We start from the raw sequence: 25,132 nt of genomic DNA on the forward strand, positions 1-25,132 counted from the left end.
ATTTGCTTTATTTAGACCAATTGGACTCTTTCTCGTCTTCATCGGTATAATCAGACATGGTCAATGGTTCCTTGGGAACAACGGCCACTTTGTAGAACCGATTCTTGTCTTTTTCCAGCAAAACAAAGATTAGATTCTCGAACTCATATTCTTCCTGTTCGTTCATCTCGGGACGATGGCTGTAGAGCCATCCACCAATGGTGTCCCACTCATCTGCATCCAGGCTGGACATAAACATGTCATTCACCTTCGATAAGGAAACCTTGCCATCCATAATGACATAGTTCTCATTGATGACTTGAATATCTTCCACTTCGTCTGCGTCGAACTCGTCGCGAATCTCACCAACAATCTGCTCAAGTACATCCTCGATGGTTACAATTCCGGAAGTTCCGCCATATTCATCGACCAGCACGGCGATATGTACGCCATCCTTCTGCATTTTCTTGAGCAAGTCCTTCACAGGAGTTGTTTCGTGAACAGCCGATACGGGCTGGATCAGGGAGGATAGATCGACAGGTTCATCGTTTCCGTAAAGTTCCAGGAAGAATTGTTTCGTATTAATGATACCGATGATATCGTCTTTACTCTCATTAACTACCGGAAAACGGGTATATTGTTCCTCACGAATGATCTCCAGGTTTTCCTCATTCGTTCTATTCACATAAAGGCAGACCATATCGGTCCGGGGTACCATGATTTCTTTGGCTAACATCTCATCAAAGGCAAAGATCCGGCTTACATAACCGAACTCGGCTTGGTTAATTTTACCACTTTCGAAGCTTTCATTAATAATGATCTGCAACTCTTCTTCGGAGTGTGCATCTTCATGCTCGGAAGCAGGTTTGATTCCGAACAGTTTCACCAGTTGGTTCGCTGAGCCGTTTAACAGCCAGATAAAAGGATACATAATTCGGTTAAACCAGATGATAGGTGTAGACGTCAGCAGTGCAACAGTCTCGGCTTTCCGGATTGCAATCGTTTTTGGAGCGAGTTCACCAACCACAACATGCAGATACGTGATGGAAGCAAACGCGATAACAAACGATAAGAATGAAGAAACCGCCTCAGGAATTTGCAAGCTTTCAAACACAGGGTGGAGAATCTTCTCTACCGTCGGTTCACCCAGCCAGCCCAGTCCCAGAGATGTGATCGTGATTCCAAGCTGGCAGGCAGACAAATATCCGTCCAGATTGGCAACGGCTTGTTTAACAGCCAGCGCACGCTTGTTTCCTTCTGCAATCATTTGGTCGATCCGGCTCGGCCGAACCCGCACTAGAGCGAATTCCACTGCAACAAAAAACGCCGAAAGTCCTATCAAAAAAGCAACCATTACTAAATTTAACGCATACCTCTCACTTTCCATTCACTGCTCTTCTCCTTTAGGTAATAAGTTTTTAACGATTATTATATCTAATTTTACGTAAGAAGACCACCTCCAGACAAAGAAATGAGGAAGAGTCTGGAAGGTGGAATGAGCAGATTGGCGTCACAATGCGAATCTGCTCCATGATTAAACTGATATGTAGAAGGTAACACAGTCAAAATATACAATGAACAAAGTAGAAATTTGAATTTCCAGAATCAAGTATTCCGTCTGATTATGTAAAGTTTTATCTAAGTAAACGTTACGAATAGGGGGTACAATGGGTATCTATGATTAGCTGATTACATAATCGTCAAAGCTGTGTAGGTGAGAGAAGGGCAAGGTCATGAAGCTTGTCACTTGAGGAGGAAGCCAAATGTTCTGGCTGGTCATTATATTACTCGTATTTATTTTCCAGGCAGCCACAATTCTATTGCTGGAATTTCGTAATCCGGCTAAAGCTGTGGCTTGGCTGTTTATTTTGTTCTGCGTGCCTTTGATCGGTTTTGTAGTGTACTATTTCGTAGCTCAGGATTATAACAAACGAAAAAAACTTCGCAAGGGTGGATCGCGGATCTTCCGTGAAATGAAGGAAACGATTTGGGAACAAGCCCACATCATTGGAGATGTTGAACATATGCCTGGCGATCGTTTCAGCCACCAGCATCGATTGTTTAACCTGTTATCCCATCTGTCGGAGAGCCCGATTACAGGTTGTAACAACAGTACGGTGCTCACAAATGGTGAAGAGGCATTTGCGGCAATGCTGAGCGAAATGGAAAAAGCAAAGCACCATCTGCATGTGGAATTTTACATTTTCCGTGATGATGTGATCAGTACGAAGTTTCAGGATGTCATGATTCGCAAGGCACAGGAGGGTGTGAAGGTTCGGTTTATTTGTGACGGTCTCGGCAGCCACAAGATGAGCTGGAGTTTTATCCGCAAACTGCAGGATGCAGGTGTGGAGTTTCATTATTTTCTCCCGCCACTGATTGCCACAATTGACCGAAGAGTCAACTACCGGAATCACCGTAAAATTGTTGTTGTGGATGGACAGGTTGGCTTCGTGGGTGGCATTAATGTAGGCGATGATTACCTTGGACGATATCCGGAGGTGGGTTTCTGGCGGGATACACATGTGCAGATTGAGGGAGATGCCGTATATTTCCTGCAAAGTACGTTCCTTAACGACTGGAAATTGGCTTCCGGTGAGCGAATTACCGAACCCCAGCTTGCGGAATTGTTTCCACCTCATATCTGTAGCGGGGAAGAACGAATTCAGATTCTGGCCAGTGGGCCGGATCAGGACTGGGATGCCATTCAGGAAATGTGTTTTGGAGCCATTTCGGTAGCCTGTGACCGGATTTACATTACCACACCTTATTTTATTCCTGATCCTGCCCTGTATGAGGCACTCAAAACAGCCGCTGTCAGTGGCGTTGATGTGAAAATTATCATTCCGTATCAATCCGATTCAAAGCTTGTTCATTTGGCATCCCTTTCTTATGTAGAGGAACTTCTGCGAGCAGGTGTTGAGTTTTACCAATATCGCAAAGGTTTTGTACATGCCAAAGTGATGATTGTGGATGAGTTGCTTGCAACGGTAGGCACGGCCAATATGGATATGCGCAGTTTTTTTTGCAATTTTGAGTTAACGGCTGTCCTGTTCGAGTCCTCTCCGATTCGTCGTTTGATCACTGACTTTGAACGTGATCTCGGGGAATGCAGTCAGATCAATGGGGAGGTATTTCAGAGGCGTTCACGACGGCAAAAAGGCGCAGAAATGCTTTCTCGGATGCTTTCTCCGCTTCTTTAGCCGATTTAGGGCAGATTTCTGAAGATAAGTTCACTTTTTGTGAATTTATCTTCTTTTTGCTAAGTATTTTGCGCAAATTTGATCTTTTATGATATAATAGATATATAAATTATGTCTTGGTGAGGAGGGGAGTCTGCGGGAAAACAGGCTCCCTTTTGCTCTCTTCTGAAAGTGCAAACCGGGATGAAGACCATTTTGAATCCATTTTATATCGCCTTTAGATGCTTGTGCTTGTATAGCCAGGGTACATGTAGAACGCTGTTTTCTAGATGTAGATTCACCCTGAGTATTTAAATGATTTATAAAATGGATTCACACACTGATTTAACGGGGGGGATACCATGTCCAATGTAACGGTGAAAGAACTAACAGCCAAGCCAGCTGACCGCGGGGTCAAAAGCTCGGTGTTTACATTAAAGCTGCTGCAACGTATTGTGATGATTCTTATTGGTGCTGCACTAATGGCTGTATCACTTGAAATATTCCTTGTGCCCAATGGCGTAATTGATGGTGGGATTACAGGTATTTCGATTATGGTGTCAGAGCTAACGCATCTGCCACTCGGAGTATTCCTGACCTTGCTCAACTTGCCATTCCTGATTCTGGGATACAAGCAGATTGGTAAAACATTTGCGTTATCCACGCTGCTTGGGATCGTGGTGATGTCCATCGGGACTGCGTTGTTGCACCGCGTGCCTGCATTAACACCAGGAGAGCCATTGCTCGGAGCCGTATTCGGCGGATTGATCCTGGGTGTGGGGGTTGGACTCGTGATTCGTTCAGGTGGTTCACTGGATGGTACGGAGATTGTCGCCATCCTGCTTAGTGAGAAATCACCGTTGTCTGTAGGACAGATCGTATTGTTCATTAACGTGTTTATTTTCGCAGGTGCAGGATTTGTATTCGGCTGGCCGAACGCCCTGTATTCCATGATTGCATATTATATTGCGATGAAGATGATTGATATTGTGAATGAGGGACTTGACCAGTCCAAATCGGTATGGATCATTAGTGATAAATATCGTGATATCGGTTCAGCCCTGACAGACCGTCTTGGTCGTGGTGTAACTTTCCTGGATGGAGAGGGCGGATTCAGCGGGGACGAGAAAAAGATCATCTTTGTCGTGATCACCCGTTTGGAAGAAGCAAAGCTGAAGACCATCGTTGAAGATTGGGACCCGCAAGCCTTTGTGGCTATCGGTAACATTCATGATGTGAAGGGCGGACGTTTCAAGAAAAAAGGTATCCATTAGCGATTGATATACGCATGAATGATAATAGCCGACACCCTTGTGATGAGGGAGTCGGCTATTTTTTCTTCAAATGTTTGAGAATGAGCTCCACCGGTTGGGGTTCAACAGCTGCGATTAAATCACCGGTTTTGTTCAAGCGTTCAATAATGTTCATCAGATGGTAATCCTGGATGGAGACGTTTCTTCTAACCTCGTCCCAGGTAAGGGGTGTAGAGACAGTGGCCCCGGATTTGGCACGTGGTGTATAGGGAGCGGCAAGGGTCTTGCCTCCATAATGCTGGAGATAGTCAAAATAAATGCGGTCTCCACGGTCCTTTTTGAGTCGTTCCAGTGTGAACAGATCCGGGTGCTTCTGAGTGACATATTTACCCACAAAATAACCGATCTCTCTCAATTCATCAAAGGTTACTCCTTGCACAATGGGAACGATGATTTGAACTCCTGTTGCGCCCGAAGTTTTGGGAATAGACCTCAGACCAAGGGAAGTCAGGGTTTCGCCAACGATGAGTGCAGCTTGCATGATCCGCGGTTCATGTTCCTGAGAGGGGTCCAGATCAATCATCCATTCACTGGGCAGATGGCTTCCCACAGTATGCAGAGAAGGATGAAATTCAAGTGCGGCCAGATTGCCAAGCCATAACAATTCGGGAAGTCCATTCATGACCACATAGCGGATGCCGTCGTGAACTTCAGTCCGCACATAATCTGGTATAGGCTCAGGGGCATTCTTTTGATAGAAAAATGTCCCTCCAGCGCCGTGGGGATATCTTATCGTGGTGAGAAGTCGATTGCTCGTATACGTGAGCAGATAAGGAGCCAGAGCGGCCAGCTTTTGCAGATAGATGGCTTTGGTGACACCCGCATCCGGCCATAACAGCTTGTCCGGGTTCGTTACCGTCAGTTCTGTGCCTTCTATTATGATGGTTCCCTGGATCTTGGGGGCCATATGGAACACCTCCTATACGTGTAATGAATTATTGAAACATGGGCCAAAACACGAGTGCAGCGAACTCTTCATCATGGAAGAAGCTGGTTCGCCAGGCAATCCTCGCGGGTTACATCCGCGAAGGTTTGAATACTGGGATGGCGTAGAGTGTGATGGTGAGTCAGCTCCATATATTGCACTTTGACTCCTATTCGTGGTTCCACCCAGGTGGTCTCTGCACTGCGCTCGGGTACATTATGGAACGGTCTGTCCTGTCTGATCAAAGGCTCGACTTGATGTGTGAGTTCCCGCCACGTATTGGAGTTCAATTTGCCAGTCCCGACATGACCAATATAGACAAAATTAGGCCCATCATATACACCGACCGCGACGGCATTCACAATACCGCTGCGGTACGTGACTCCCCCGATCATGGCATATACATCATGCATGATTTTGACTTTCTGCCAGCGCTGGTCCTTGCCCTGTATGCCATAACTGCTGGTGAGATCCTTGCAGACAATGCCTTCCATCTGATGTTGTCTCATGACCGTAAGCAGGGAAGCGGCATCCAGCGTATTGGTGACCTCCTGAACATGGGGAGCGGTGTTAAGGACCTCGTGCAACAGGCGCTGTCGATCTGCTAAAGGCTGATCCGTCACCCATTTCCCCTCATAGAACAGGATATCAAATACCATATATGTGACCGGAATCTGATGTATGGCTTGGGCGATACCTTCGGGTCTGCTCATCCGATCCCGCCGAAGAACATGATAAAACGAAGGTTTTCCGGTGTCTGGGTCCAGCGCAATAACTTCTCCATCCAAAATATAAGAGGAGCCTGAACATAAATTGCGTGGTGTTACCAGCTCGGGATACTGTGCGGTTCGATCATGTAATCTGCGATTCACCAGGCGCAGCTCATGCCCGTCCTCATAGGCAAGCATGCGGACTCCATCCCACTTGACCTGGGCAATCCATTGCGGTCCTGTGGGTAAGGTATCTCTGGAGATGGGTTCGAATGGAATCAACGGTTTGAACATGGGGTACTCCTTTCTTGTCCGGAGCATTAGAGAAACGAACGCCCTAAACATCATGCGTCTTTTCGATCTCCATATTTTTTGAATTTAACTTGTCGGAGTAGTCGTTAGGATGCACTAATATGGACGGTCTTATAAAAAGCGAATGAAAAAGCCCGGGTATCCGATCTCTCTGTGATGTGGAGAAATCAGGTACTCGGGCTTGTGTTATGAAATTATCCATAATGATCGTGTGTGTCCTAACAAAATCAATTGGCAGCGGTTAGACGTACACGGATGTTCTGTGGGTCTACCGTAAACCAGGTACCCTCCACTTGTGTAACGACTGCACCGGAATGACGCAATTGTTCAAGTGCCTGATCCAATTGTTCCTTTGAGGCGTACACAATGGTGAAGTAGTCAATTCCTGTAGCGTTATCTGGATTGACAGGTGCATTCACACCTGCCCAGATATTAAGTCCCAGATGATGATGATAGCCGCCTGCGGATACAAATAGTGCTGACATGTTCGCGAAGTTACCCACGATATCAAAACCGAGTATGCCGGTGTAATAGTTGCGGGCTTCTTCCAGGCTGCGGACGTGGAAATGTACATGACCAATAACAGTGCCAGCAGGCAGACCCTGCCAAGGTTCATTCTCCGATATGGCAAAAAGGCTTTCCACATCAACAGGATCACTTGCCATTACGTAGTTATTGTCGCTATCCCGTTTCCAAGTATCACGTGCACGGTCCGCATAGATTTCAATTCCGTTCTGATCGGGATCGGAGATATAGAAAGCTTCGCTGACCAAGTGATCGCCTTGGCCGATATCGATACCGGATGCAGCCAGATTACGAAGAGCAAGACCCAGGGACTTGCGGTCAGGCAGCAGGATGGCGAAATGATACAAGCCAGCGTGTGAGCGTTCCGGCAGGGTAATTCCATCCGTGAGCTCTTCCAATCGCAGCAGGGACTGTTTTCCGTCGGCTGTCAACGTAGCGACTTTGCCGCTACGCTCCAGTAATTTCAATCCAACCACATTGGTATAGAACTTAATTGAACGCTCCAGGTTCATAATTCGGAGACTCACTTCACCCAGATGGGTTGTGGCAGGGATTTGATACGTTGTATTCATGATGGTTTCCTCCTGATTATGTGATCATAGATAATAGGGCTTAGTGTTTGGTTGTTTGTATGCGTTGAAAACGGATTATTTAATTGCATACTGTTGAAGCAGAATTAGAGGGTGACTGTATATTCATAAATAAGTTACTTTTCATAAGTTAATATAAAATATAAATCAGCTTTCGTCAATCGCATTTTGGAATTATAACTGGAGTTTTATTGACTAGTACTGCTTCAATCGTTCTGTAAAACAAAAAAATCCGACTGTGAAGCCGGATCGGAGTAGACCTCGTTACATGAGTCATATAACGGAATCGGTCTTGCCTTAGCGACATTCAAACTTTTGGTTTGGGTGTCGTCTTTTTTCTTTTGGCTGGTGCAGCAGGTGTATCGGATTCTCCTCCGGCAACCGCTTGAGCAGGCGTTTTTCGCGGTGCACGTTTCTTAGGCTTGGCCGTTGTTGTCCCAGGGTCAGCCGGAATAGGCTTCACGGCCTCGATACTTGCCTGCAAGGCAGCCATCAAATCCATCACATTGGCTTCAGGTTTGGCTGGAGCAATCTTGATTTCTTCGCCTGCCACTTTGTGCTGAATAAGATCCAGCAGTTTGCTGCGATAGTCATCGGTGTATTTACCGGGTTCAAAAGGCGTGGACAATTGATCAATCAGCAACTTTGCCATCGTGAGTTCCTTTTCATTCACGTTCTGCACTTCAGGCAAGTTGGGCACCTGGGAGACAGGACGAATCTCGTCCGGATAGAAAATCGTCTCCATGGAGAGGCAATCTTCCAGCACACGTATGGCAGCCAGACTGCTTTTCGAGCGAATGGAGATTTTGGCGATCCCAATTTTGCCGGTATCTCGCATCGCGTTCATCAACAACTGGTAGGCATTTCCCCCAGCCTGATCGGGCGATAGGTAATATGTTTTCTGAAAATAAATCGGATCAATCTCAGTCAAGTCCACAAAATCCAGTATGGTAATGGTTTTGCTGGTGGAATCATTTAACGCTTCCAATTCATCTTTCTCGAAGAGTACAAACTTTCCTTTTTCATATTCATAGCCTTTGGTGATCTCTTCCCACTTTACGTCCACTTCACAGGAGGGGCATTGACGAACATAAGCGAGCGGGCTGCCGCAGACTTTATGGATATAGCGCATGGAGATGTCTTTGTCTTCGGTAGCCGAGAACATTTTGACAGGGACGTGCACAAGGCCAAAACTGATTGCACCTTTCCAGACGGTATGCATAGATCGGCTCCTTTCATTGAGGTACCTTTTTATTCAATAGTATGGGCATCTGGTGCAAGGGATAATCGTCTTGTAGATGAACGAATTCGTATGGTTCGGCGAGACTCGGGGATGATAACAGAAACATGTTTGGATTCCGACAGGAAGACGAGCATGGGATAGGTGGTTATTCTCGCAGCACATATGCCGGGAGGTGCAATATTGAAGAACAGACGTGATGAGGAAGAAGCACACAAGCATGCATTTTCTCCGTATCCACTTGCCAAAGCCGAAAGTGCTGAAGAATTCTATACACCTGCTACAGCTGTAAACTGGGAAGCGGTCACTTCGGAAGAATTGCCCCTTGATCGGGAGTCGTTCATGCTCGACATTGACCGGATGGTGAATGAAGGGTTAGGCGGGGGGCAGGTTACGGAAGATAACGGGTATATTGGTGAAAGTACAACAGATAGCATGGTTCGAGAGTCACATGATGATCCAGAAGGGGAGTATGAATAAGATGATGGATGCAAAGCGCGCCAAAGCAATCTATGATTCCAAGGATACCATTGCCGTTACATTGGAGGGAGATCCAGTCTGGATCGAGAATGTGGATGAAGCCAATGGTATGGCAACCGTTCAGGTTGGCAGCAGGCCGGGAAATACCCAGACGGTTCGTGTGGATCGATTGGAGGAGTAGATACAAGTAGCATATAGTTATTGAGGGATTCGAGAATGAATAAAAGCTGAAACTTATGCATAACACGGCCGGTACCGAGAGGTGCCGGTTTTTGGTTTTTCCTAGTGGGTGTCTGAAACTTCGAAGGAAGCGAGTTTTGTGACACGTCTAATAATGCATGTTATATTTCAGCTTGCCTCCTTGGATGTTGCGGGGGAAGAAAGGGACCGATATAATAAGGTTCAAAGTGAACTCAGGCGGCTGGACCGCCAAAGGTGGGGCGAATATTGAATCAGACGCACGAGCAGTGGGTGTATCAATCCCATGGCATTGCAGATACAGAAGCACTCGCTTCCGCACTAGCCAGACAGGCAAACGCCGGCATGGTGGTTGCTTTGGATGGTGATCTGGGCGCGGGGAAAACGGCATTTTCACAGAAATTTGCCTGGCATTTGGGTGTACGTGATGTGGTAAGCAGTCCCACATTCACACTAATCAAGGAGTATGAAGGGCGTCTGCCTTTATATCACATGGATGTATATCGCATATCGCTGGAAGAAGCGGATGAGCTTGGACTTGATGAATACTTCTATGGAACCGGAGTCAGTCTGGTGGAATGGTCGAGTATCATTCCCGAATTGCTGCCGCAAGAGCACTTGCATGTGCAGATTGAAACAACCGGCCTGGAGGATCGAACGATTACACTGGATGGGTACGGCGAGACTTATGCAGCCATATGCCGACAGTTCAGACAGAATGGAGTCAAATGATGATGGAAGATTTACAAAAAGAGCCGCGTCAGCGGTTTTTGGCGTTGGATACATCCACCGCAGTGATGGCAGCTGCGATGATGGAAGATCATGCGCTTCTGGAAGAACGCAATGAACGGGCTGAGCGTAACCATTCGGTACACGTTGTACCGGTGATGGAGCAGCTGCTGGCCGCCAGCAACACACAGCCTGGGCAACTGGACGGCATTGCCGTTGGCGTTGGCCCAGGCTCGTACACGGGCATCCGCATTGCGGTGACCGCGGCGAAGACACTGGCCTGGGCATGGGACATCCCCGTAGCCGGGGTGTCCAGCCTTCAGGCCATCGCCTGGGGCGGCTGGCACAGCGGACTTGCCGCCAAGGCAGAAGCTGCGGCAGAGGATGCCGCAGCAGGGGCTGGCGGAACGCCATCCGCGGACCAGAGCAGCACAGGTGCTGCCCCTGTCCACTGGATCGTTCCGCTTGTGGATGCACGGCGCGGTCAAGCGTGCACCGCGCTGTTTGCCTCCGCCGGGAGCGATGCGCCCCGGCGTCTGGCGCCTGATGCCATCCGCAAGATGGACGGATGGCTGGAAGCCCTCGCCGCCCGCATGGCGGAGACGGCGCCGGAAGAGCGGCCCGTAGCCGTCTGGATCGTCGGCGAGACGGGCCCTCATGCTGCGGCAGCGGCGGAGCTTCGCTGCCCCGAAGGGACGGCGCTCCAGCTCGTACCTTATGAGCTGGAAGGCCGCTGGGTTGGGCGCCTTGGCGCCGCCGCGCTGCTTGCAGGTCAGCGTGATGACGTGCATGCGCTGGTACCGAACTACACCCAGCTGTCTGAAGCGGAAGCCAATCTGCTGCGCAAAGGCTAAAAGAGGTTGTTCAAAAAGTCTGCTTTTGATTACGAAGGATACCTGGTGGCATCATCAGCATCGAATATGGAATTCAGCCGAAATAAGCGGGAGGCTTACGAAGTATGTTTCCTTTGGAAACATTGTAGTTGCTCACGTAGTTTACCCTACGCTCCGCTACTCCATTTCTAGCTTCATCCCATCTTCTCGGTACTGAAAACCGGTCTTTTTGAACACGCACTAAAGGGGGAGGGCAAGCAGATGGACAATGTGGCGAATAATAAGCAGGAAGCAACGCTTCAGTTCAGGTTCATGACACTCGCGGATATTCCCGATGTGATGGAGATTGAACATGAGGCCTTTACCCTGCCCTGGACGGAAGAAGCATTTCAAAATGAATTGACACACAATCATTTTGCTAAATATATGGTGATGGAATTGGAAGGCAAGGCCATTGGCTATGCAGGTATGTGGACGATCATGGATGAAGCCCATATTACCAATATTGCAGTCAGAGGCGCGTATCGTGGACGCAAGCTTGGTGAAAAGTTACTGGATGAATTAATGAGCACAGCGGCTTATCTCGGGATGGAACGAATGACGCTGGAGGTCAGAGTCTCGAACAGCATTGCTCAGCGTTTATATCAGAAAAAAGGGTTTGAATCGGCGGGTCTTCGTAAAGGGTATTACTCCGATAATGGGGAAGATGCGATGATTATGTGGGCGAACTTGCCGTCTGCAGGCCGGAGCGGCGAAGAGGAAGGAAGCGTACTGGATTCATGAACGAACTTAATGAAAAAATAAATTCTGCACCATCCTACATTTTGGCGGTGGAGACAAGCTGTGATGAAACATCGGTAGCAGTAGTCAAAGATGGACGGGAAGTGTTGTCCAATCTGATCTCAAGTCAGATTGAGACGCATAAGGCATTTGGTGGCGTTGTACCTGAAGTGGCTTCACGGAAACATGTTGAAGTCATTACGTTGATGCTGGAACAAGCGATCGAACAGTCCGGCATTCGTCCACGTGATCTAAGTGCAATTGCCGTAACACAGGGACCTGGGCTGGTCGGAGCACTGCTGGTGGGTATCGTTGCAGCCAAAACGATGGCGATGGCACTGGGCAAACCGCTCATTGGTACACATCATATTGCGGGGCATATCTATGCCAACCGACTTACTCATGAACTGCAATATCCGGCTATGGCACTGGTCGTATCTGGTGGACATACAGAACTCGTGCATATGGAATCCGAGGGTAAGTTCAAACTGATTGGTCGTACACGTGATGATGCCGTAGGCGAAGCGTATGACAAAGTAGCACGTGCACTGGGTTGTCCTTATCCGGGAGGCCCGCATGTGGACCGGATGGCGTCTGAAGCGGAGGATGTAGTGCCATTACCACGGGTATGGCTGGAAGCAGGTTCGTACGATTTCAGTCTCAGTGGTCTGAAGTCTGCTGTACTGAATGTGCTCAACCAGGCTAAAATGCGCGGAGAAACCGTGGAGCCGTCTGCGGTTGCGCGTGGTTTCCAGGAAGCTGTTGTTGAAGTACTGGTAGAGAAAGCTGTTAGAGCAGTTCGTGAGTATGGTTCACGTCAACTGTTATTATGCGGTGGTGTTGCAGCAAACCGGGGATTGCGCTCGGCTTTACAGGAGCGATGCACGAAGGAAGGGCTTGAACTGTTAATCCCGCCAATGGAATATTGTACGGATAACGCGGCCATGATAGGAGCAGCTGCATATCTGAAATGGCAGCGGGGAGAAATTGCTGAATTTGATGCGAAGGCAGATCCGGGACTTTCTCTGGAGCAATGGTCCGTTCAGTCCGTATAGGCAAGCAGTTTGAGATTAAGAGTTGACAGCAGGGATGTAAAGAATGTATATTTAGTTACAAATTTAAACAGGAATTCAGATTCCTGAACTGATAAACGCGATGAACAGGAATAGTAAGGTCATTCCCGGTTATAGAGAGCTGCGGTATGGTGCAACGCAGTCGAAGGAAACCTGAAACTCACCTGGAAGCGGAACGATGGAACACGGTGACTCCCCGGGAGAATCCGAAGGCCGATCATGGCCCAAAGTACATGGTTACGGGTTGCCTCCGTGAATGGGCCGTTGTTGGTAGGACCGTTATTACAAGGATCAACTGACGATAACTGAGGGGGCTTTCAGGCTGCTTCAAGTGATCCGGATATGCGAAAGCATTCAGGGGTTGTCTTGAATGAACAGGAAGGAAGTCAACAAGAGTGGTACCGCGAAGGTGAACAGCCTGTCGTCTCTTGCATTATTGCATGAGGTGGCAGGCTTTTTTTGATTTTCAAAATAAGGATGAATGAAGTTAGGTCAGGTCATATTATACATGTGATGAACGGGAGCAGTAGAATGATAAAGCGCTCAGAGAGCTGCGGGGTGGTGCGACGCAGTGGCTGGAATCATTCGAATCTCGCCCGGGAACAGAGTTGTGGAAGCGTGGGGACGATATCGATCGTCCAGTTGTCCTGATAGACAACAACATGTGTTACACAGCAACGGTTAACCCCCGTTATAGGGTGTTTCTCCGAATTCCAGTGATGTCGTGCTTGCACGCACATCCAGCGGATCTCGGAGACGACGAGGTGGATGGAGTCCGGCGCAAGCCTGGCCCATCAAGCGAGAGTGGTACCGCGGAGGGGATAATAACCCGCCGTCTCTTATATGAGATGGCGGGTTATTTGTGTTTGCTGCCGGCAGCAGGGTGGGCATGGGAAGAACCATATGGAGATTGAAAAGTCAGAGGATCAGGGTGTAAGTCGACGTACACTCTGTCATGAAGGTAAGCATGATATACAACGAACGAGTAATGAACATTGAACAACAAGTATAGGCACGAAACATTCAACAGGTATTAGTGATCACCAAGGACTAAGCTACAAACAACATACGTGTTTACAAACAAAATATATAACAACAGTGACGGCGATTAGCGGGTGTTCTGTGGCTCGTGGATCGCAACGAGAATGTTTATAAAAATTTGATGGAGGTTGATGGATATGACAACAACTAATAACAAACGCATGATTGAGATTTTTGATACAACGCTGCGTGATGGAGAACAGGCACCAGGGGCAAGTCTGCAACCCGAGCAAAAAATTGAACTCGCACACCAACTGGCTTCTCTGGGTATCGACGTCATTGAGCCTGGATTCCCGATCTCCAGTCCAGGTGAGTTCGCGGCGGTTCAGGCGATTTCGAGACAATTGCAGAACGTGGAAATCTGTGGATTCGCGCGTGCGGTCAAAGGTGATATCGATTCAGCAGTTCAAGCAACAGCGGATGCAGCACGTCGCCGAATTCACCTGTTTATTTCTTCTTCGGATATTCATATTGAGCATCAACTACGCCGTCCGCGCAGTGAAGTGGTGGCTACCGCTCGTGAGATGGTATCTTATGCCCGCCAGTTCACGGACATCGTAGAGTTCACAGCCATGGACGCTGCCCGTACCAAGATGGACGATTTGATTGAAATGGTTGAAGTTGCCATTGAAGCAGGGGCCAGCATTATCAATCTGCCGGATACGGTCGGTTATGCCCTGCCACATGAGTATGGCGAGATGTTCCGCCGGGTGCGTGAGGGTGCAAGAGGTGGCGATCAGGTTCGCTATAGTGCCCACTGTCATAATGATCTGGGCCTGGCCGTAGCCAATAGCTTGGCTGCGATTGCCAATGGGGCTAGCCAGATTGAAGTGACCATCAATGGTATCGGAGAACGGACGGGGAACTGTGCACTGGAAGAGCTGATTATGGCGCTGGAGACTCGGGGAGACGCAATTGGTGCAACGACGAACATTAAGCTGAATCAGCTGTATGAGACTTCGCGTCAGATTAGCCGTGCAATGCATTTCCCGATTGCGTACAACAAACCAGTGGTGGGACGTAATGCATTCCAGCATGAATCTGGCATCCATCAGGATGGTCTGCTGAAGAATCGGAACACCTATGAAATTATGGACCCTGAAGCGCTGGGTATTCCGCGCAGCATGATTATTTTGGGCAAACACTCCGGTCGTCACGCCCTGAAGGATCGGGTTCGCAAATACGGTTTTGAGCCGGATGAACAGCAGATGGAGCAATTGTATGAGGTGTTCAAAGAAACCGCAGACCAGCAAAAAGTGGTCAGTGACGACCAGTTATTACAGATGGTTAGCCAGACCATGAATATTCCTGCACAGGACTATGAACTGGTTGAATTGCAGGTGACGGCGGGTAGCATGACGGATCGAATGGCCGCCGTTCGCATTCGCACAAGCGCTGGAGAACAATCTTACTCCGCTGTTGGCGGTGGACCCGTGGATGCAACCATCCGTGCGATTGGTCAGAGTATTTCCGATGATATTGCATTTGTAGATATGGAGATGCATGCCTTGAGTGGTGGAGAGGGTGCAAGTGCGGAAGCTGTAGTTACCGTGGAGCGTGCAGGACGTGAGTTCCGGGGAACGGCAACACATAATGATATCGTCATGGCTGCCGGTCTTGCTTATGTGGCCGCTTGTAATGCTGCTGGGCTGAAGGCTGAGTCTTCCGAACATCATGAACAAGAAGCACATGCGTAAAACATCTTTTTCCAGATCGCATCTAAAGCGGCAATAGTAGCAATTGCAATTCGATGTAAATATGCATGGCATATAGTAAATAAATGACGGGCAGGCCTTAAACGACAAAGGTCTGCTTTTGTCTTATTATGGAGGAACATTGAGTAGTGGAAGGATGCATTTGTCAAGGTGTTATTATAGTTATCCACATATCCAGTGTAATTTGTGGGTAACTACCGCAAAGCCAAACCAGTATAGTTTTCGAAACGGAAAGGGTTTAGGGGATAGAATGATACCCTGCTATCCACAAAGTTGTGGATAAAGTGGATAACTTGGTGGATAAATATGGTTTTTGTGTGTAAAAGGCTATTCTACCGCTGTATAATTAAGCTTATTAGTGTGCTTGCTATATTGCTTTCTTGTGGATAAGTGTGAGGGGAAAGGGGATGAAAATATTTCTCTTCATTCGAGTAAATTTGACAAAAGCCAAAACAGCTCCCCCCACCTCCGTATGTTAGAGTTCAAACTCAAGGAACATAAAGAACATAAGGTGCATAGCTTCAATACGCATCCTCAACAAACAAAAAGCTGATCCCAATAAGGAATCAGCCGGTGGTACTACTATAATTGTATGACGCTCTCAAGCTATGGTCTGAGTCTGTACTATTCGTACTATTCCATAGCTAGTTCTTCCCAGTCCTCGTAGGCTTTGGTGAGTTCTGCTTTGTGTTCCTCCGATTGTTGCTGGAGTTCTTGCAGCTTCATATAATCCTGATAGATTTCAGGCAGAGCCATCTGTGCCTCAAGTTCGGTAATCTTTGTTTCCAACTCCGCAATCTGTTGTTCCAGAGCTTCCTGCTTGCGTTGTCGGTTGCGCTCTTCACGCTTCGCCTGTTTTTCCGCTTCGAATGAAGCCGCTCCGGATTTTTCGGTTGTGGCTGTGTTCAGATCGGATTTGGACGAGTTCTTGGACGAAGCCTGACGTGCCTCAGCAGCTTCACGTGCGATGTCCTCAAGCTCCTGTTTTTTCTCCACATAATCATCGTAATTACCGAGATATTGTTCTGTGCCGCCTGGATGAAGCTCAACAATGCGTTCAGCCATTTTGTTGAGGAAGTACCGGTCATGGGAGATGAACAGCAGGGTGCCTTCATAATCCATTAATGCCGCTTCCAGCACTTCTTTGGCAAACAGGTCGAGATGGTTCGTAGGCTCATCCAGAATGAGCATGTTGGCTTCCTTCAACATCAGCTTGGAAAGAGACACACGTGCTTTCTCACCGCCGCTGAGGGAGGAGATTTTCTTGAGCACATCGTCACCGCTGAACAAAAAGTTCCCCAGTACGGTCCGAATGCGTGCTTCTTCCATCCCGGGATAGGCACTCCACAGTTCTTCCAGAACCGTGTTGGACGGATTGAGTCCAGTCTGTTCCTGATCATAATAGCCAATCTGCACTTTTGTTCCCCATTGGATCTCCCCGCTTACCGGACGTAAACTTCCCGTAAGACACTTCAGCATGGTGGATTTACCAATACCGTTTGGTCCAATCAGAGCAACCGTTTCCCCGCGTCGCAGATCGAAGGATACGTTGCGGAACAATGGAGAAGCCTCGTCATAAGCGACAGACAGCTGATCCACTCGAAGCACTTCCTTGCCTGACATAACGGCGGTTTCGAAGGAAAAATGGGCTTTTTTCAAATCTCCCATTGGTTTATCAAGCCGATCCATTTTGTCGAGGGCTTTGCGCCGACTTTGAGCGCGTTTGGTCGTCGACGCACGTACGATGTTTTTCTGAACAAAATCTTCCATCTTGGAGATTTCGCCTTGCTGTTTCTCATATTGCTTCATCTGAGTTTCATATTCGGCAGCTTTGAGTTCCATATAACGGCTGTAATTGCCCGTATATTTTTTGGAGCGGTGACGTTCGATCTCAACGATGGTTGTTACGAGTCGATCAAGGAAGTACCGGTCATGGGATACCACGAGCAGTGCGCCTGAATAACCTCTCAGATAATCTTCCAACCAAGTAAGGGTGGCGATATCGAGATAGTTGGTAGGCTCGTCTAGCATGAGCAGATCGGGTGCCTGAAGCAAAATACGAGCAAGCGCAAGGCGTGTCTTCTGCCCGCCGCTCAGCGTAGCAATGGGGGTGTCTGGCGAAAATTCGCCGAATCCCATCCCGTGCAGTACGCTGCGAATGCGGGTTTCCATCTCATAACCGCCATGGTCCTTGAACCAGTCGGATCGTTTCGCATAACGTTCCAGCAGGTCCGCATACTTTTTCTCGTCTTCCATCTGGGCAGGGTCGGCAATATCGCGTTCCATCTGACGCAAATCAGCTTCAGCCTGTGTCAGGTGAGCGAAGACATTCATCATTTCTTCCCAGATGTTACGGTCGGATTGGAGCCCGCTGTTCTGAGCCAGGTAACCGAGCGTCGTTTCTTTGGATTTGAAAATCTGTCCTCCGTCATAGGACATTTCACCGGCTACAATTTTGAGCAAAGTGGATTTTCCTGCACCGTTTACACCAACGAGGCCGATGCGCTCGCGTTCTAATATTTGTAAGTTCACGCCGTCCAGGATTGGATCGACACCAAAACGTTTGATAATTCCGGATACTTGCAGCAGCATAAAATTAAGTTCCTCCATAGGTCCAGTTCTTGATATGACAACTATATCCCAGTTTACATGAAATACAGAGCAATTGCACCGATTGGGAACGCATGGGGTATGTAGTCTTTTTGATCAATCAATGATAAACTGAAAGAAGGCATGTTATTACATGAGGATTTTGCAGAAAATGAATCATTTTAACCATTTCAACAAGATGACAACTGGTCATAACATATAAATTGTTTTTAATGAGAGCTTTTTTCTACCTTCCCTATCAACAGGAGGTTATTCAAGGATATGCAGGATCATGCGGAACTGAAAAGTCAGCTTCGATCCAGACTGAGACAGAGCCGTGATTTGATGGATGCAAGCATGCATCAGCAGGCGATGACTAAGATTAACGCTGGAGTGAAGCGGGAGCTGGAGCGCCTTAGACAGGCCAAGAGCAAGGTTGTGAACAGACCACTCGTCATATTCAGTTATTTGTCCTATGGAAGCGAAGCGTCCACAGCTTTTCTGTTTCAAGAGGGCTGGAATCATGGAGATGTGATGTTTGCACCAAAAGTGTTGGCGAATCCACCTCGAATGGAGCTACGGCGAGTGACTGGAGAACAAGATCTGGAGCCAGGCATATGGGGGATACCGGAACCCAAGGATTCCTGTGAAGTCCTGACGCCTGATGATTGGCCGGATATCGATCTCATATTGGTACCGGGGCTTGGTTATGATCTCCATGGCGGGCGTATTGGTTATGGTGGCGGTTATTATGATCGTTTTGCCGAGACGCTTGCAGCAACATGTGTGATGACGGGCAAGAAACCGTTGATGGCTGCGATGGTATTGCCGGGTCAGCTACAGGAGGAGATCCCGATGGACCTGCTCGATCTGCGGATTGATCTGTTGATAACAACCGAAGGTATATTACATATCGAATAAAGGGTTGTGATGTGATTGAGTTCAGAAGTGAACAACGGCCAGGCTTCGGGTGGCAAACTGACCCATTTTAATGAACAGGGGCGGGCCCGGATGGTTGATATTTCAGGTAAGGAAATTACCGTACGTACGGCTGTGGCCGTAACCAAAGTGACGATGAATCCAGATACACTGGAAGCGATTCGGGAGGGCCGAATCGGTAAAGGTGATGTTCTGGCTGTGGCCCAGATTGCCGGGATTCAAGGCGCCAAGAAAACATCGGACTGGATTCCGATGTGCCATCCGCTGGCACTGACGGGTGTGGATATTCGTTTTCATGATAACGGAGTGGATGAATTACACATCGAAGTTACTGTCAAAACCGAAGGCAAAACGGGTGTTGAGATGGAGGCGCTCACGGCAGCTTCGGCTGCGGCACTGACGGTCTATGACATGTGCAAGGCCATGCAAAAAGATATGATTATCGGTCCAACCATGCTGAATTCCAAGAGTGGTGGCAAAAACGGTGATTACAGCCGATAGGCAATATTTATTTTCATAGAGGAGAAGGGTGATCTTTATGGTGTGGAGAACAGCAATCCTGACAGCCAGTGACAAAGGAGCCCGCGGGGAACGTGAGGATACGAGTGCACAAGTCATTCGGGAGCTGGTGGAAGAAGAGCTGGGTGGTCAAATCGTGGAGTACCGTATCGTTCCGGATGAACCCGATGAGATTATTGCGGCTTTGATTGAGATGACGGATTATTTTCACGCCGATCTGGTGCTGACTACCGGTGGCACGGAGCTGGCCATTCGTGATATTACTCCGGAAGCGACCCGGCGCGTAATTGAGCGGGAAGTTCCCGGGATGGCAGAGGCCATGCGGTACAGTGTAATGAGCAAAAACCGTTCTGCAATGCTGTTCCGTGGGGTATGTGGCATTCGTGGGCGCACGCTGATTGTTAATCTGCCAGGTACACCAAAGGGTGTGCACGAACATCTGGCTGCCATTATGGATCAGCTTCCGGAAGCGTTGCTGATGGTTACGGGTCAGTTCAAGCAATAATCGAGCATGGACTCTGGGGCAAGATATCCGATTAGCCATGACCGTTGTTAGATTGTTCTAGTGACATCTCTTATTTGTGAATTTTGCGGGTTATGTAAGTGGTTACATCTATGGTATGATGGGCTTAAATTAAGAACGCAGCAGAGACATCTATGAACATCTGGCCGAGTATGCGCATCTTCGAAGCTTGAGACGAGGAGGAATATCAATGTTTAGTTCCATTGGACCAACGGGTTTTATTTTGCTGGCCGTGATTGCATTGTTGTTGTTTGGACCCAACAAACTTCCGGAACTGGGACGTGCAGTTGGGCGTACCTTCCGTGAATTCAAAGAGGGCGCTCGCGAGATTATCTCTGAGGATGACTCGTCCAATCGCAAAGAGCAGGAGAAGGCGAAACCGCTGGCGGCTGAGAGCACACCTGCAGACAAGCCTGCTGATAAACGCCTGCCGGAATAATCTTGACGGCAATGAAAGAGAAATCCCTTCCTGCCGGAAGGGTTTTGTATTTTAAGCTGGCAATAATGGGGGGCAGGCATGGCGCAGCAAATGGAAGAAATGTCGATTACGGAACATCTGAGTGAGCTGCGGAAGCGGCTGATCTACGTATTAAGTATATTTGTGCTGGGCCTGATTGCAGGATTTTTTGTGGCGGACCCGGTATACCAATATCTGACCAAGGCAGAGTCGGCAAAAGGTTTTGTTTTACATGCCTTCTCGTTCTGGGATGGGATAGGCATCTACATGAAGATTGCAGGGTTGTTTTCACTTATTATTACGTTGCCGTTTACGGTGTATCAGATCTGGAAGTTTGTTAGTCCAGGGCTAAAGCCGCGCGAACGAAAAGCAACGCTGAAGTATGTACCCTATGTGTTTCTTTTATTTCTGACAGGTATGGCTTTCTCGTATTATGTTATTTTTCCGATGGCACTTGCCTTCACAACAGCGATAACGGAGAAGATGGGGCTTGTGGAGACCTACGGGATGAAACAGTACTTCAGCTTCCTGTTTGGCATTGTGCTGCCTGTGTCCCTGTTATTCGAACTTCCTTTACTTATTATGTTTCTGACAGGACTGCGGATTCTGAATCCAATTCGCCTTCGCAAAATGCGCAGAGTTGCTTATTTTGTTCTGATCTTCATTGCAGTGGTTATTACACCTCCAGACTTTATTTCCGATCTGCTGGTGATGATTCCCTTGCTCCTGTTATATGAGATCAGTGTGTTATTATCCGCAATCGTATATCGCAAGCAGCTTGCAGCCGATGAAGAGATCGAATCCCGTTACGTTCGTGCCGAGGATAAGAAACATGTGGGCTGAATGAGGATAAGCTGTAATGTGCCCGGAAAAGACGGTATGTTCTTATCCGGGCTATTTCTGTAGACTGCCGACCAACACGACAGGACAAGCAGGCATATTATGTACAACAATGGATACAATGGGAAAAGGACTGTCTGCTAACGTTGCAGAAGGGCTAAACAATTTCGTAGAATAAGATTAGTGAATTGCAACATAGAACCAGGCACAGCGGGTGTAATTTGGCTATGTTTGTGTAAATTCAACGTAAATTCTCGCAGGAATTCGTCAAAAGGACTTGAAATCATGCTTCAAGTTGAGTATCATAAAGTTGGTTGTTAGCACTGAACACTGTCGAGTGCTAATACATATGGCTACAACCTACAATGTAACGTTATATAATTTCAAAAGGAGGCTATTTTTCATGATCAGACCTTTAGGTGAACGCGTATTGGTAGAACCACTGGAGCAAGAACAAACAACTTCTTTCGGGATCGTACTCCCGGACTCCGCCAAAGAAAAACCGCAAGAGGGTAGAATCATTGCAGTTGGTGCTGGAGTATTGAAAGACGGCGTACGTGTAGCTCTGGAAGTGAAAGAAGGAGATCGCGTTATTTTCTCCAAATATGCCGGTACAGAAATCAAATTCGAAGGTAAAGAATATTTGATTATGAAAGAGAGCGATATTCACGCGATTCTCGACTAATTCAAATTTAATCGGATAACCGAACCATATAGCACGACCATTTTCCAACAAAAACTAGGGAGGTTTTCTTAACATGGCTAAAGACATTAAATTCAGTGAAGACGCTCGTCGCTCCATGCTTCGTGGTGTGGACGCATTGGCTAATGCAGTAAAAGTAACACTCGGTCCTAAAGGCCGCAACGTGGTTCTGGAGAAAAAATTCGGAAGCCCGCTCATCACTAACGATGGTGTAACCATTGCTAAAGAAATCGAACTGGAAGATGCATTCGAGAACATGGGTGCACAACTGGTTAAAGAAGTAGCAACAAAAACCAACGATGTTGCCGGTGACGGTACTACAACAGCAACTGTATTGGCGCAAGCGCTGATCACAGAAGGTCTGAAAAACGTAACTGCAGGCGCTAGCCCAATCGGTATCCGTAAAGGGATCGACAAAGCGGTTAAAGCTGCGGTTGCTGAATTGCAATCCATCTCCAAACCAATCGATTCCAAACAATCCATCGCACAAGTTGCAGCAATCTCTGCAGCTGACGAAGAAGTAGGCGAACTGATCGCTGAAGCTATGGAAAAAGTAGGTAAAGATGGCGTTATCACTGTAGAAGAATCCAAAGGATTCGCTACAGAGCTTGAAGTGGTTGAAGGTATGCAATTCGACCGTGGATACATCTCTCCTTACATGATCACTGATACGGACAAAATGGAAGCTGTTTTGGACAATCCGTACATCTTGATCACAGACAAAAAAATCTCCAGCACGCAAGACATCTTGCCATTGCTTGAGAAAATCGTTCAACAAGGCAAACCGCTGGTATTGATCGCTGAAGATATCGAAGGCGAAGCACTGGCTATGCTGGTTGTGAACAAATTGCGTGGTACATTCAATGCTGTAGCTGTTAAAGCTCCAGGATTCGGTGACCGTCGTAAAGCAATGCTGCAAGACATCGCTGCCCTCACTGGTGGCCAATTGATCACGGAAGAACTGGGTCTGGACCTGAAATCCGCTGTTGTGGAACAACTGGGTACAGCTCGTCAAATCCGCGTAACCAAAGAAAACACAATCATCGTTGACGGTGCTGGTAACAAATCCGATATCGATGCACGTGTTAGCCAAATCCGTACACAACTGGAAGAAACAACTTCCGAGTTCGACAAAGAGAAACTGCAAGAGCGTCTGGCTAAATTGTCCGGCGGTGTAGCAGTAATCAAAGTTGGTGCGGCTACTGAAACAGAATTGAAAGAACGCAAACTTCGCATCGAAGATGCCCTGAACGCAACTCGCGCTGCGGTTGAAGAAGGTATCGTATCCGGTGGTGGTACAGCGCTCATGAACGTATATAGCGCGGTTGCGGCTGTAGCTCTGTCCGGTGACGAGCAAACAGGCGTAAACATCGTTCTGCGTGCTCTGGAAGCACCAATCCGCACAATCGCAGCTAACGCTGGCGAAGAAGGTTCCGTAATCGTGGAACGTCTGAAAAAAGAACAAACAGGCATCGGCTTCAACGCTGCAACTGGCGAGTGGGTTAACATGATCGAAGCTGGTATCGTTGACCCTGCGAAAGTAACTCGTTATGCATTGCAAAACGCTGCTTCCGTAGCAGCAATGTTCTTGACTACTGAGGCGGTTATCGCTGACAAACCAGAACCAGCAGGTGCTGGTGGCGGAATGCCTGATATGGGCGGTATGGGTGGAATGGGCGGCATGATGTAATAAAGGCTGCGAAGCCTTATGGGGCAAGGGTTTCTCTTCGGAGAAACCTGGTTTGCCCACATTTTGCCCACATTGTGTAAAACGAAGACACCTTAGAGTGATGGAAATCGCTCTAAGGTGTCTTTTGTTTTTAAGAAAGAGAGGAGACGCTGATTTGGAAAGTAACCATCTCGAAAATTTTTTTGGAATGACAGATTGTCAAATCAAGTGCGACAGTTCCTCTGTGAAAGGTTCGTGAGCGGTTCTCCAACCCAAGCATTTTCGTGGTCTGTGGTTAATTAAATGTAGTGAACCGGCGAGATCTTCATCCTCCACTTGAGCGAGGTCGGTGCCTTTCGGGAAGAATTCCCGAAGCAAGCCATTCGCATTTTCATTGGAACCGCGTTGCCAAGACGAATATGGATCAGCAAAATAAACGTGCAGGTCATGGCTTGTTTCCAGATTGGCATAGCATGCAAACTCTTTTCCACGATCAGCCGTGGCTGTGAGAAAAGTACCTGTAGGATACTGTGAGATGTCTACACCAAGTGCAATTTCCATGGACAAAGCTGTGCGATCAGGCATGAGAATCGCGGTATACAGACGGGTTTTGCGTTCAATGAGCGTAGCTACGCATTCTTTACTTTTCCCACGACCCGAAACAACGGTATCCAGTTCCCAGTGCCCAAATGTTTCACGGGAACGAACCTCTTTGGGACGATCCGAAATCGATCTGCCGATAGCGAATTTACCGCGAGTTTCTGTGGGCTTCCTACGCTTCCCTTTGTGCCGGAAGGACCTGCAACGTGCCTCGAACCAGACGCCCAGCGTAGAGCCAGCGATAGATAGTTTTAAAGGAGATCGACGGCACACCATCAATGCGGAAACGTTCCGTGATTTGTTCCGGAGACCACGTTGCCTGTAGTTTTTCCTCCAAGGAAATAGCGATGCCTTGGGACCATTTACCGGGTGAGATCGAAGCTTTACGACGCTCCTCATAAGCGCTCTGAGCGATAGGGTTGCGTTGAAGTAGCACGATCCAATTCACGACAAATCGTCGAAGGATGCCTTCCTAATTCTTTTGCGATGGCTCTTGAACTTTGACCTTGCCGATGGAGGATTTCTAGCTTGCTGCGCTCAATTATGCTAAGATGTGTGTAGCTCATGGTGGATTCTCCTTGTGTGAATGTGGTGTAGGAACCTTCCACGAATCCGGCCATGGGCCATTTCTTATTTATTTCCAGTAGGTGTCGCACTTCATATTACAA

22 protein-coding genes, 1 pseudogene and 2 other annotated features are annotated in these 25,132 nt (G+C 47.9%); of the genes and pseudogenes, 16 read left to right on the plus strand and 7 right to left on the minus strand.

All coding sequences use genetic code 11. From position 1 onward, the window contains the following. Positions 1-7: 7 nt before the first annotated feature. Positions 8-1,366, minus strand: coding sequence for a hemolysin family protein (locus tag MKY66_RS06645; protein WP_076209623.1), 1,359 nt, complete (start codon positions 1,364-1,366; stop codon positions 8-10). Between the two features lie 376 nt (positions 1,367-1,742). On the opposite strand from MKY66_RS06645, the gene cls reads away from it, so the two are divergent. After that, positions 1,743-3,182, plus strand: a complete 1,440-nt coding sequence (gene cls / locus MKY66_RS06650) for a cardiolipin synthase (RefSeq protein ID WP_076209624.1) — start codon at positions 1,743-1,745, stop codon at positions 3,180-3,182. A 341-nt stretch (positions 3,183-3,523) separates the two neighbouring features. After that, complete coding sequence (locus MKY66_RS06655) at positions 3,524-4,435, plus strand: YitT family protein (RefSeq protein WP_076209625.1); 912 nt, start codon at positions 3,524-3,526, stop codon at positions 4,433-4,435. A 55-nt stretch (positions 4,436-4,490) separates the two neighbouring features. Here the strand turns inward: MKY66_RS06655 and ligD are convergent, their stop codons facing one another. From ligD to MKY66_RS06675, 4 genes are all read right to left on the minus strand, one after another. Then, entirely contained in the window at positions 4,491-5,381 is an 891-nt protein-coding gene (ligD, locus tag MKY66_RS06660; RefSeq protein WP_076209626.1) for a non-homologous end-joining DNA ligase, read from the minus strand. A gap of 71 nt (positions 5,382-5,452) precedes the next feature. Next, positions 5,453-6,403: an RNA ligase family protein gene (locus MKY66_RS06665; RefSeq protein ID WP_076209627.1), complete on the minus strand. Its 951-nt coding sequence runs from the start codon at positions 6,401-6,403 to the stop codon at positions 5,453-5,455. A gap of 245 nt (positions 6,404-6,648) precedes the next feature. Beyond that, entirely contained in the window at positions 6,649-7,518 is an 870-nt protein-coding gene (locus tag MKY66_RS06670) for a VOC family protein (protein ID WP_076209628.1), read from the minus strand. A 325-nt stretch (positions 7,519-7,843) separates the two neighbouring features. Then, entirely contained in the window at positions 7,844-8,758 is a 915-nt protein-coding gene (locus MKY66_RS06675; protein WP_076209629.1) for a Ku protein, read from the minus strand. Between the two features lie 201 nt (positions 8,759-8,959). Here MKY66_RS06675 and MKY66_RS06680 point away from each other — a divergent pair, with 201 nt between their 5' ends. The 7 genes from MKY66_RS06680 to MKY66_RS06710 all read left to right on the plus strand — a co-directional run bounded on the left by MKY66_RS06680 (position 8,960) and on the right by MKY66_RS06710 (position 15,607). Continuing rightward, complete coding sequence (locus tag MKY66_RS06680) at positions 8,960-9,256, plus strand: hypothetical protein (protein ID WP_076209630.1); 297 nt, start codon at positions 8,960-8,962, stop codon at positions 9,254-9,256. Between the two features lie 4 nt (positions 9,257-9,260). Further along, complete coding sequence (locus MKY66_RS06685) at positions 9,261-9,437, plus strand: H-type small acid-soluble spore protein (RefSeq protein ID WP_026081228.1); 177 nt, start codon at positions 9,261-9,263, stop codon at positions 9,435-9,437. Between the two features lie 266 nt (positions 9,438-9,703). Continuing rightward, a complete protein-coding gene (tsaE, locus tag MKY66_RS06690) occupies positions 9,704-10,186 on the plus strand; it encodes a tRNA (adenosine(37)-N6)-threonylcarbamoyltransferase complex ATPase subunit type 1 TsaE (protein ID WP_076209631.1) in 483 nt (160 codons plus the stop codon). A 2-nt stretch (positions 10,187-10,188) separates the two neighbouring features. Beyond that, the gene (gene tsaB, locus MKY66_RS06695) at positions 10,189-11,037 is read left to right on the plus strand and encodes a tRNA (adenosine(37)-N6)-threonylcarbamoyltransferase complex dimerization subunit type 1 TsaB (RefSeq protein WP_076209876.1); all 849 of its coding nucleotides are present in this window, start codon (positions 10,189-10,191) and stop codon (positions 11,035-11,037) included. Between the two features lie 240 nt (positions 11,038-11,277). Beyond that, positions 11,278-11,799: a ribosomal protein S18-alanine N-acetyltransferase gene (gene rimI, locus MKY66_RS06700; protein ID WP_036668955.1), complete on the plus strand. Its 522-nt coding sequence runs from the start codon at positions 11,278-11,280 to the stop codon at positions 11,797-11,799. Beyond that, a complete protein-coding gene (gene tsaD, locus MKY66_RS06705) occupies positions 11,796-12,851 on the plus strand; it encodes a tRNA (adenosine(37)-N6)-threonylcarbamoyltransferase complex transferase subunit TsaD (protein WP_076209632.1) in 1,056 nt (351 codons plus the stop codon). Before rimI ends, tsaD begins: the two co-directional genes overlap by 4 nt. 91 nt (positions 12,852-12,942) lie before the next feature. Beyond that, positions 12,943-13,301: a binding site (T-box leader), on the plus strand. Between the two features lie 72 nt (positions 13,302-13,373). Then, positions 13,374-13,712: a binding site (T-box leader), on the plus strand. 335 nt (positions 13,713-14,047) lie between these two features. Beyond that, positions 14,048-15,607, plus strand: coding sequence for a 2-isopropylmalate synthase (locus MKY66_RS06710; RefSeq protein ID WP_076209633.1), 1,560 nt, complete (start codon positions 14,048-14,050; stop codon positions 15,605-15,607). Between the two features lie 651 nt (positions 15,608-16,258). On the opposite strand, the gene MKY66_RS06715 is transcribed toward MKY66_RS06710, so the two are convergent. Continuing rightward, the gene (locus tag MKY66_RS06715; RefSeq protein ID WP_076209634.1) at positions 16,259-18,217 is read right to left on the minus strand and encodes an ABC-F family ATP-binding cassette domain-containing protein; all 1,959 of its coding nucleotides are present in this window, start codon (positions 18,215-18,217) and stop codon (positions 16,259-16,261) included. 279 nt (positions 18,218-18,496) lie between these two features. On the opposite strand from MKY66_RS06715, the gene MKY66_RS06720 reads away from it, so the two are divergent. The 7 genes from MKY66_RS06720 to groL all read left to right on the plus strand — a co-directional run bounded on the left by MKY66_RS06720 (position 18,497) and on the right by groL (position 23,885). Next, the gene (locus tag MKY66_RS06720; RefSeq protein ID WP_076209635.1) at positions 18,497-19,135 is read left to right on the plus strand and encodes a 5-formyltetrahydrofolate cyclo-ligase; all 639 of its coding nucleotides are present in this window, start codon (positions 18,497-18,499) and stop codon (positions 19,133-19,135) included. A gap of 27 nt (positions 19,136-19,162) precedes the next feature. After that, entirely contained in the window at positions 19,163-19,654 is a 492-nt protein-coding gene (gene moaC, locus MKY66_RS06725) for a cyclic pyranopterin monophosphate synthase MoaC (protein WP_306068493.1), read from the plus strand. Between the two features lie 37 nt (positions 19,655-19,691). Continuing rightward, on the plus strand, positions 19,692-20,177 hold the full coding sequence (locus MKY66_RS06730) for a MogA/MoaB family molybdenum cofactor biosynthesis protein (protein WP_017690080.1): 486 nt from the start codon (positions 19,692-19,694) through the stop codon (positions 20,175-20,177). Positions 20,178-20,385: 208 nt separating this feature from the next. Then, positions 20,386-20,634, plus strand: coding sequence for a twin-arginine translocase TatA/TatE family subunit (gene tatA / locus MKY66_RS06735; protein WP_036668966.1), 249 nt, complete (start codon positions 20,386-20,388; stop codon positions 20,632-20,634). Positions 20,635-20,712: 78 nt separating this feature from the next. Then, the gene (gene tatC, locus MKY66_RS06740; protein WP_076209636.1) at positions 20,713-21,495 is read left to right on the plus strand and encodes a twin-arginine translocase subunit TatC; all 783 of its coding nucleotides are present in this window, start codon (positions 20,713-20,715) and stop codon (positions 21,493-21,495) included. Positions 21,496-21,895: 400 nt separating this feature from the next. After that, the gene (gene groES, locus MKY66_RS06745; protein ID WP_017690077.1) at positions 21,896-22,177 is read left to right on the plus strand and encodes a co-chaperone GroES; all 282 of its coding nucleotides are present in this window, start codon (positions 21,896-21,898) and stop codon (positions 22,175-22,177) included. 73 nt (positions 22,178-22,250) lie between these two features. Next, on the plus strand, positions 22,251-23,885 hold the full coding sequence (gene groL, locus MKY66_RS06750) for a chaperonin GroEL (protein WP_036611259.1): 1,635 nt from the start codon (positions 22,251-22,253) through the stop codon (positions 23,883-23,885). Between the two features lie 198 nt (positions 23,886-24,083). Here groL and MKY66_RS06755 read toward each other — a convergent pair. Then, positions 24,084-25,030: pseudogene (locus MKY66_RS06755) on the minus strand (IS30 family transposase). Between the last annotated feature and the right edge of the window lie 102 nt (positions 25,031-25,132).

The sequence above is a fragment of the Paenibacillus sp. FSL R5-0766 genome, assembly GCF_037971845.1.
Lineage (GTDB): Bacteria > Bacillota > Bacilli > Paenibacillales > Paenibacillaceae > Paenibacillus.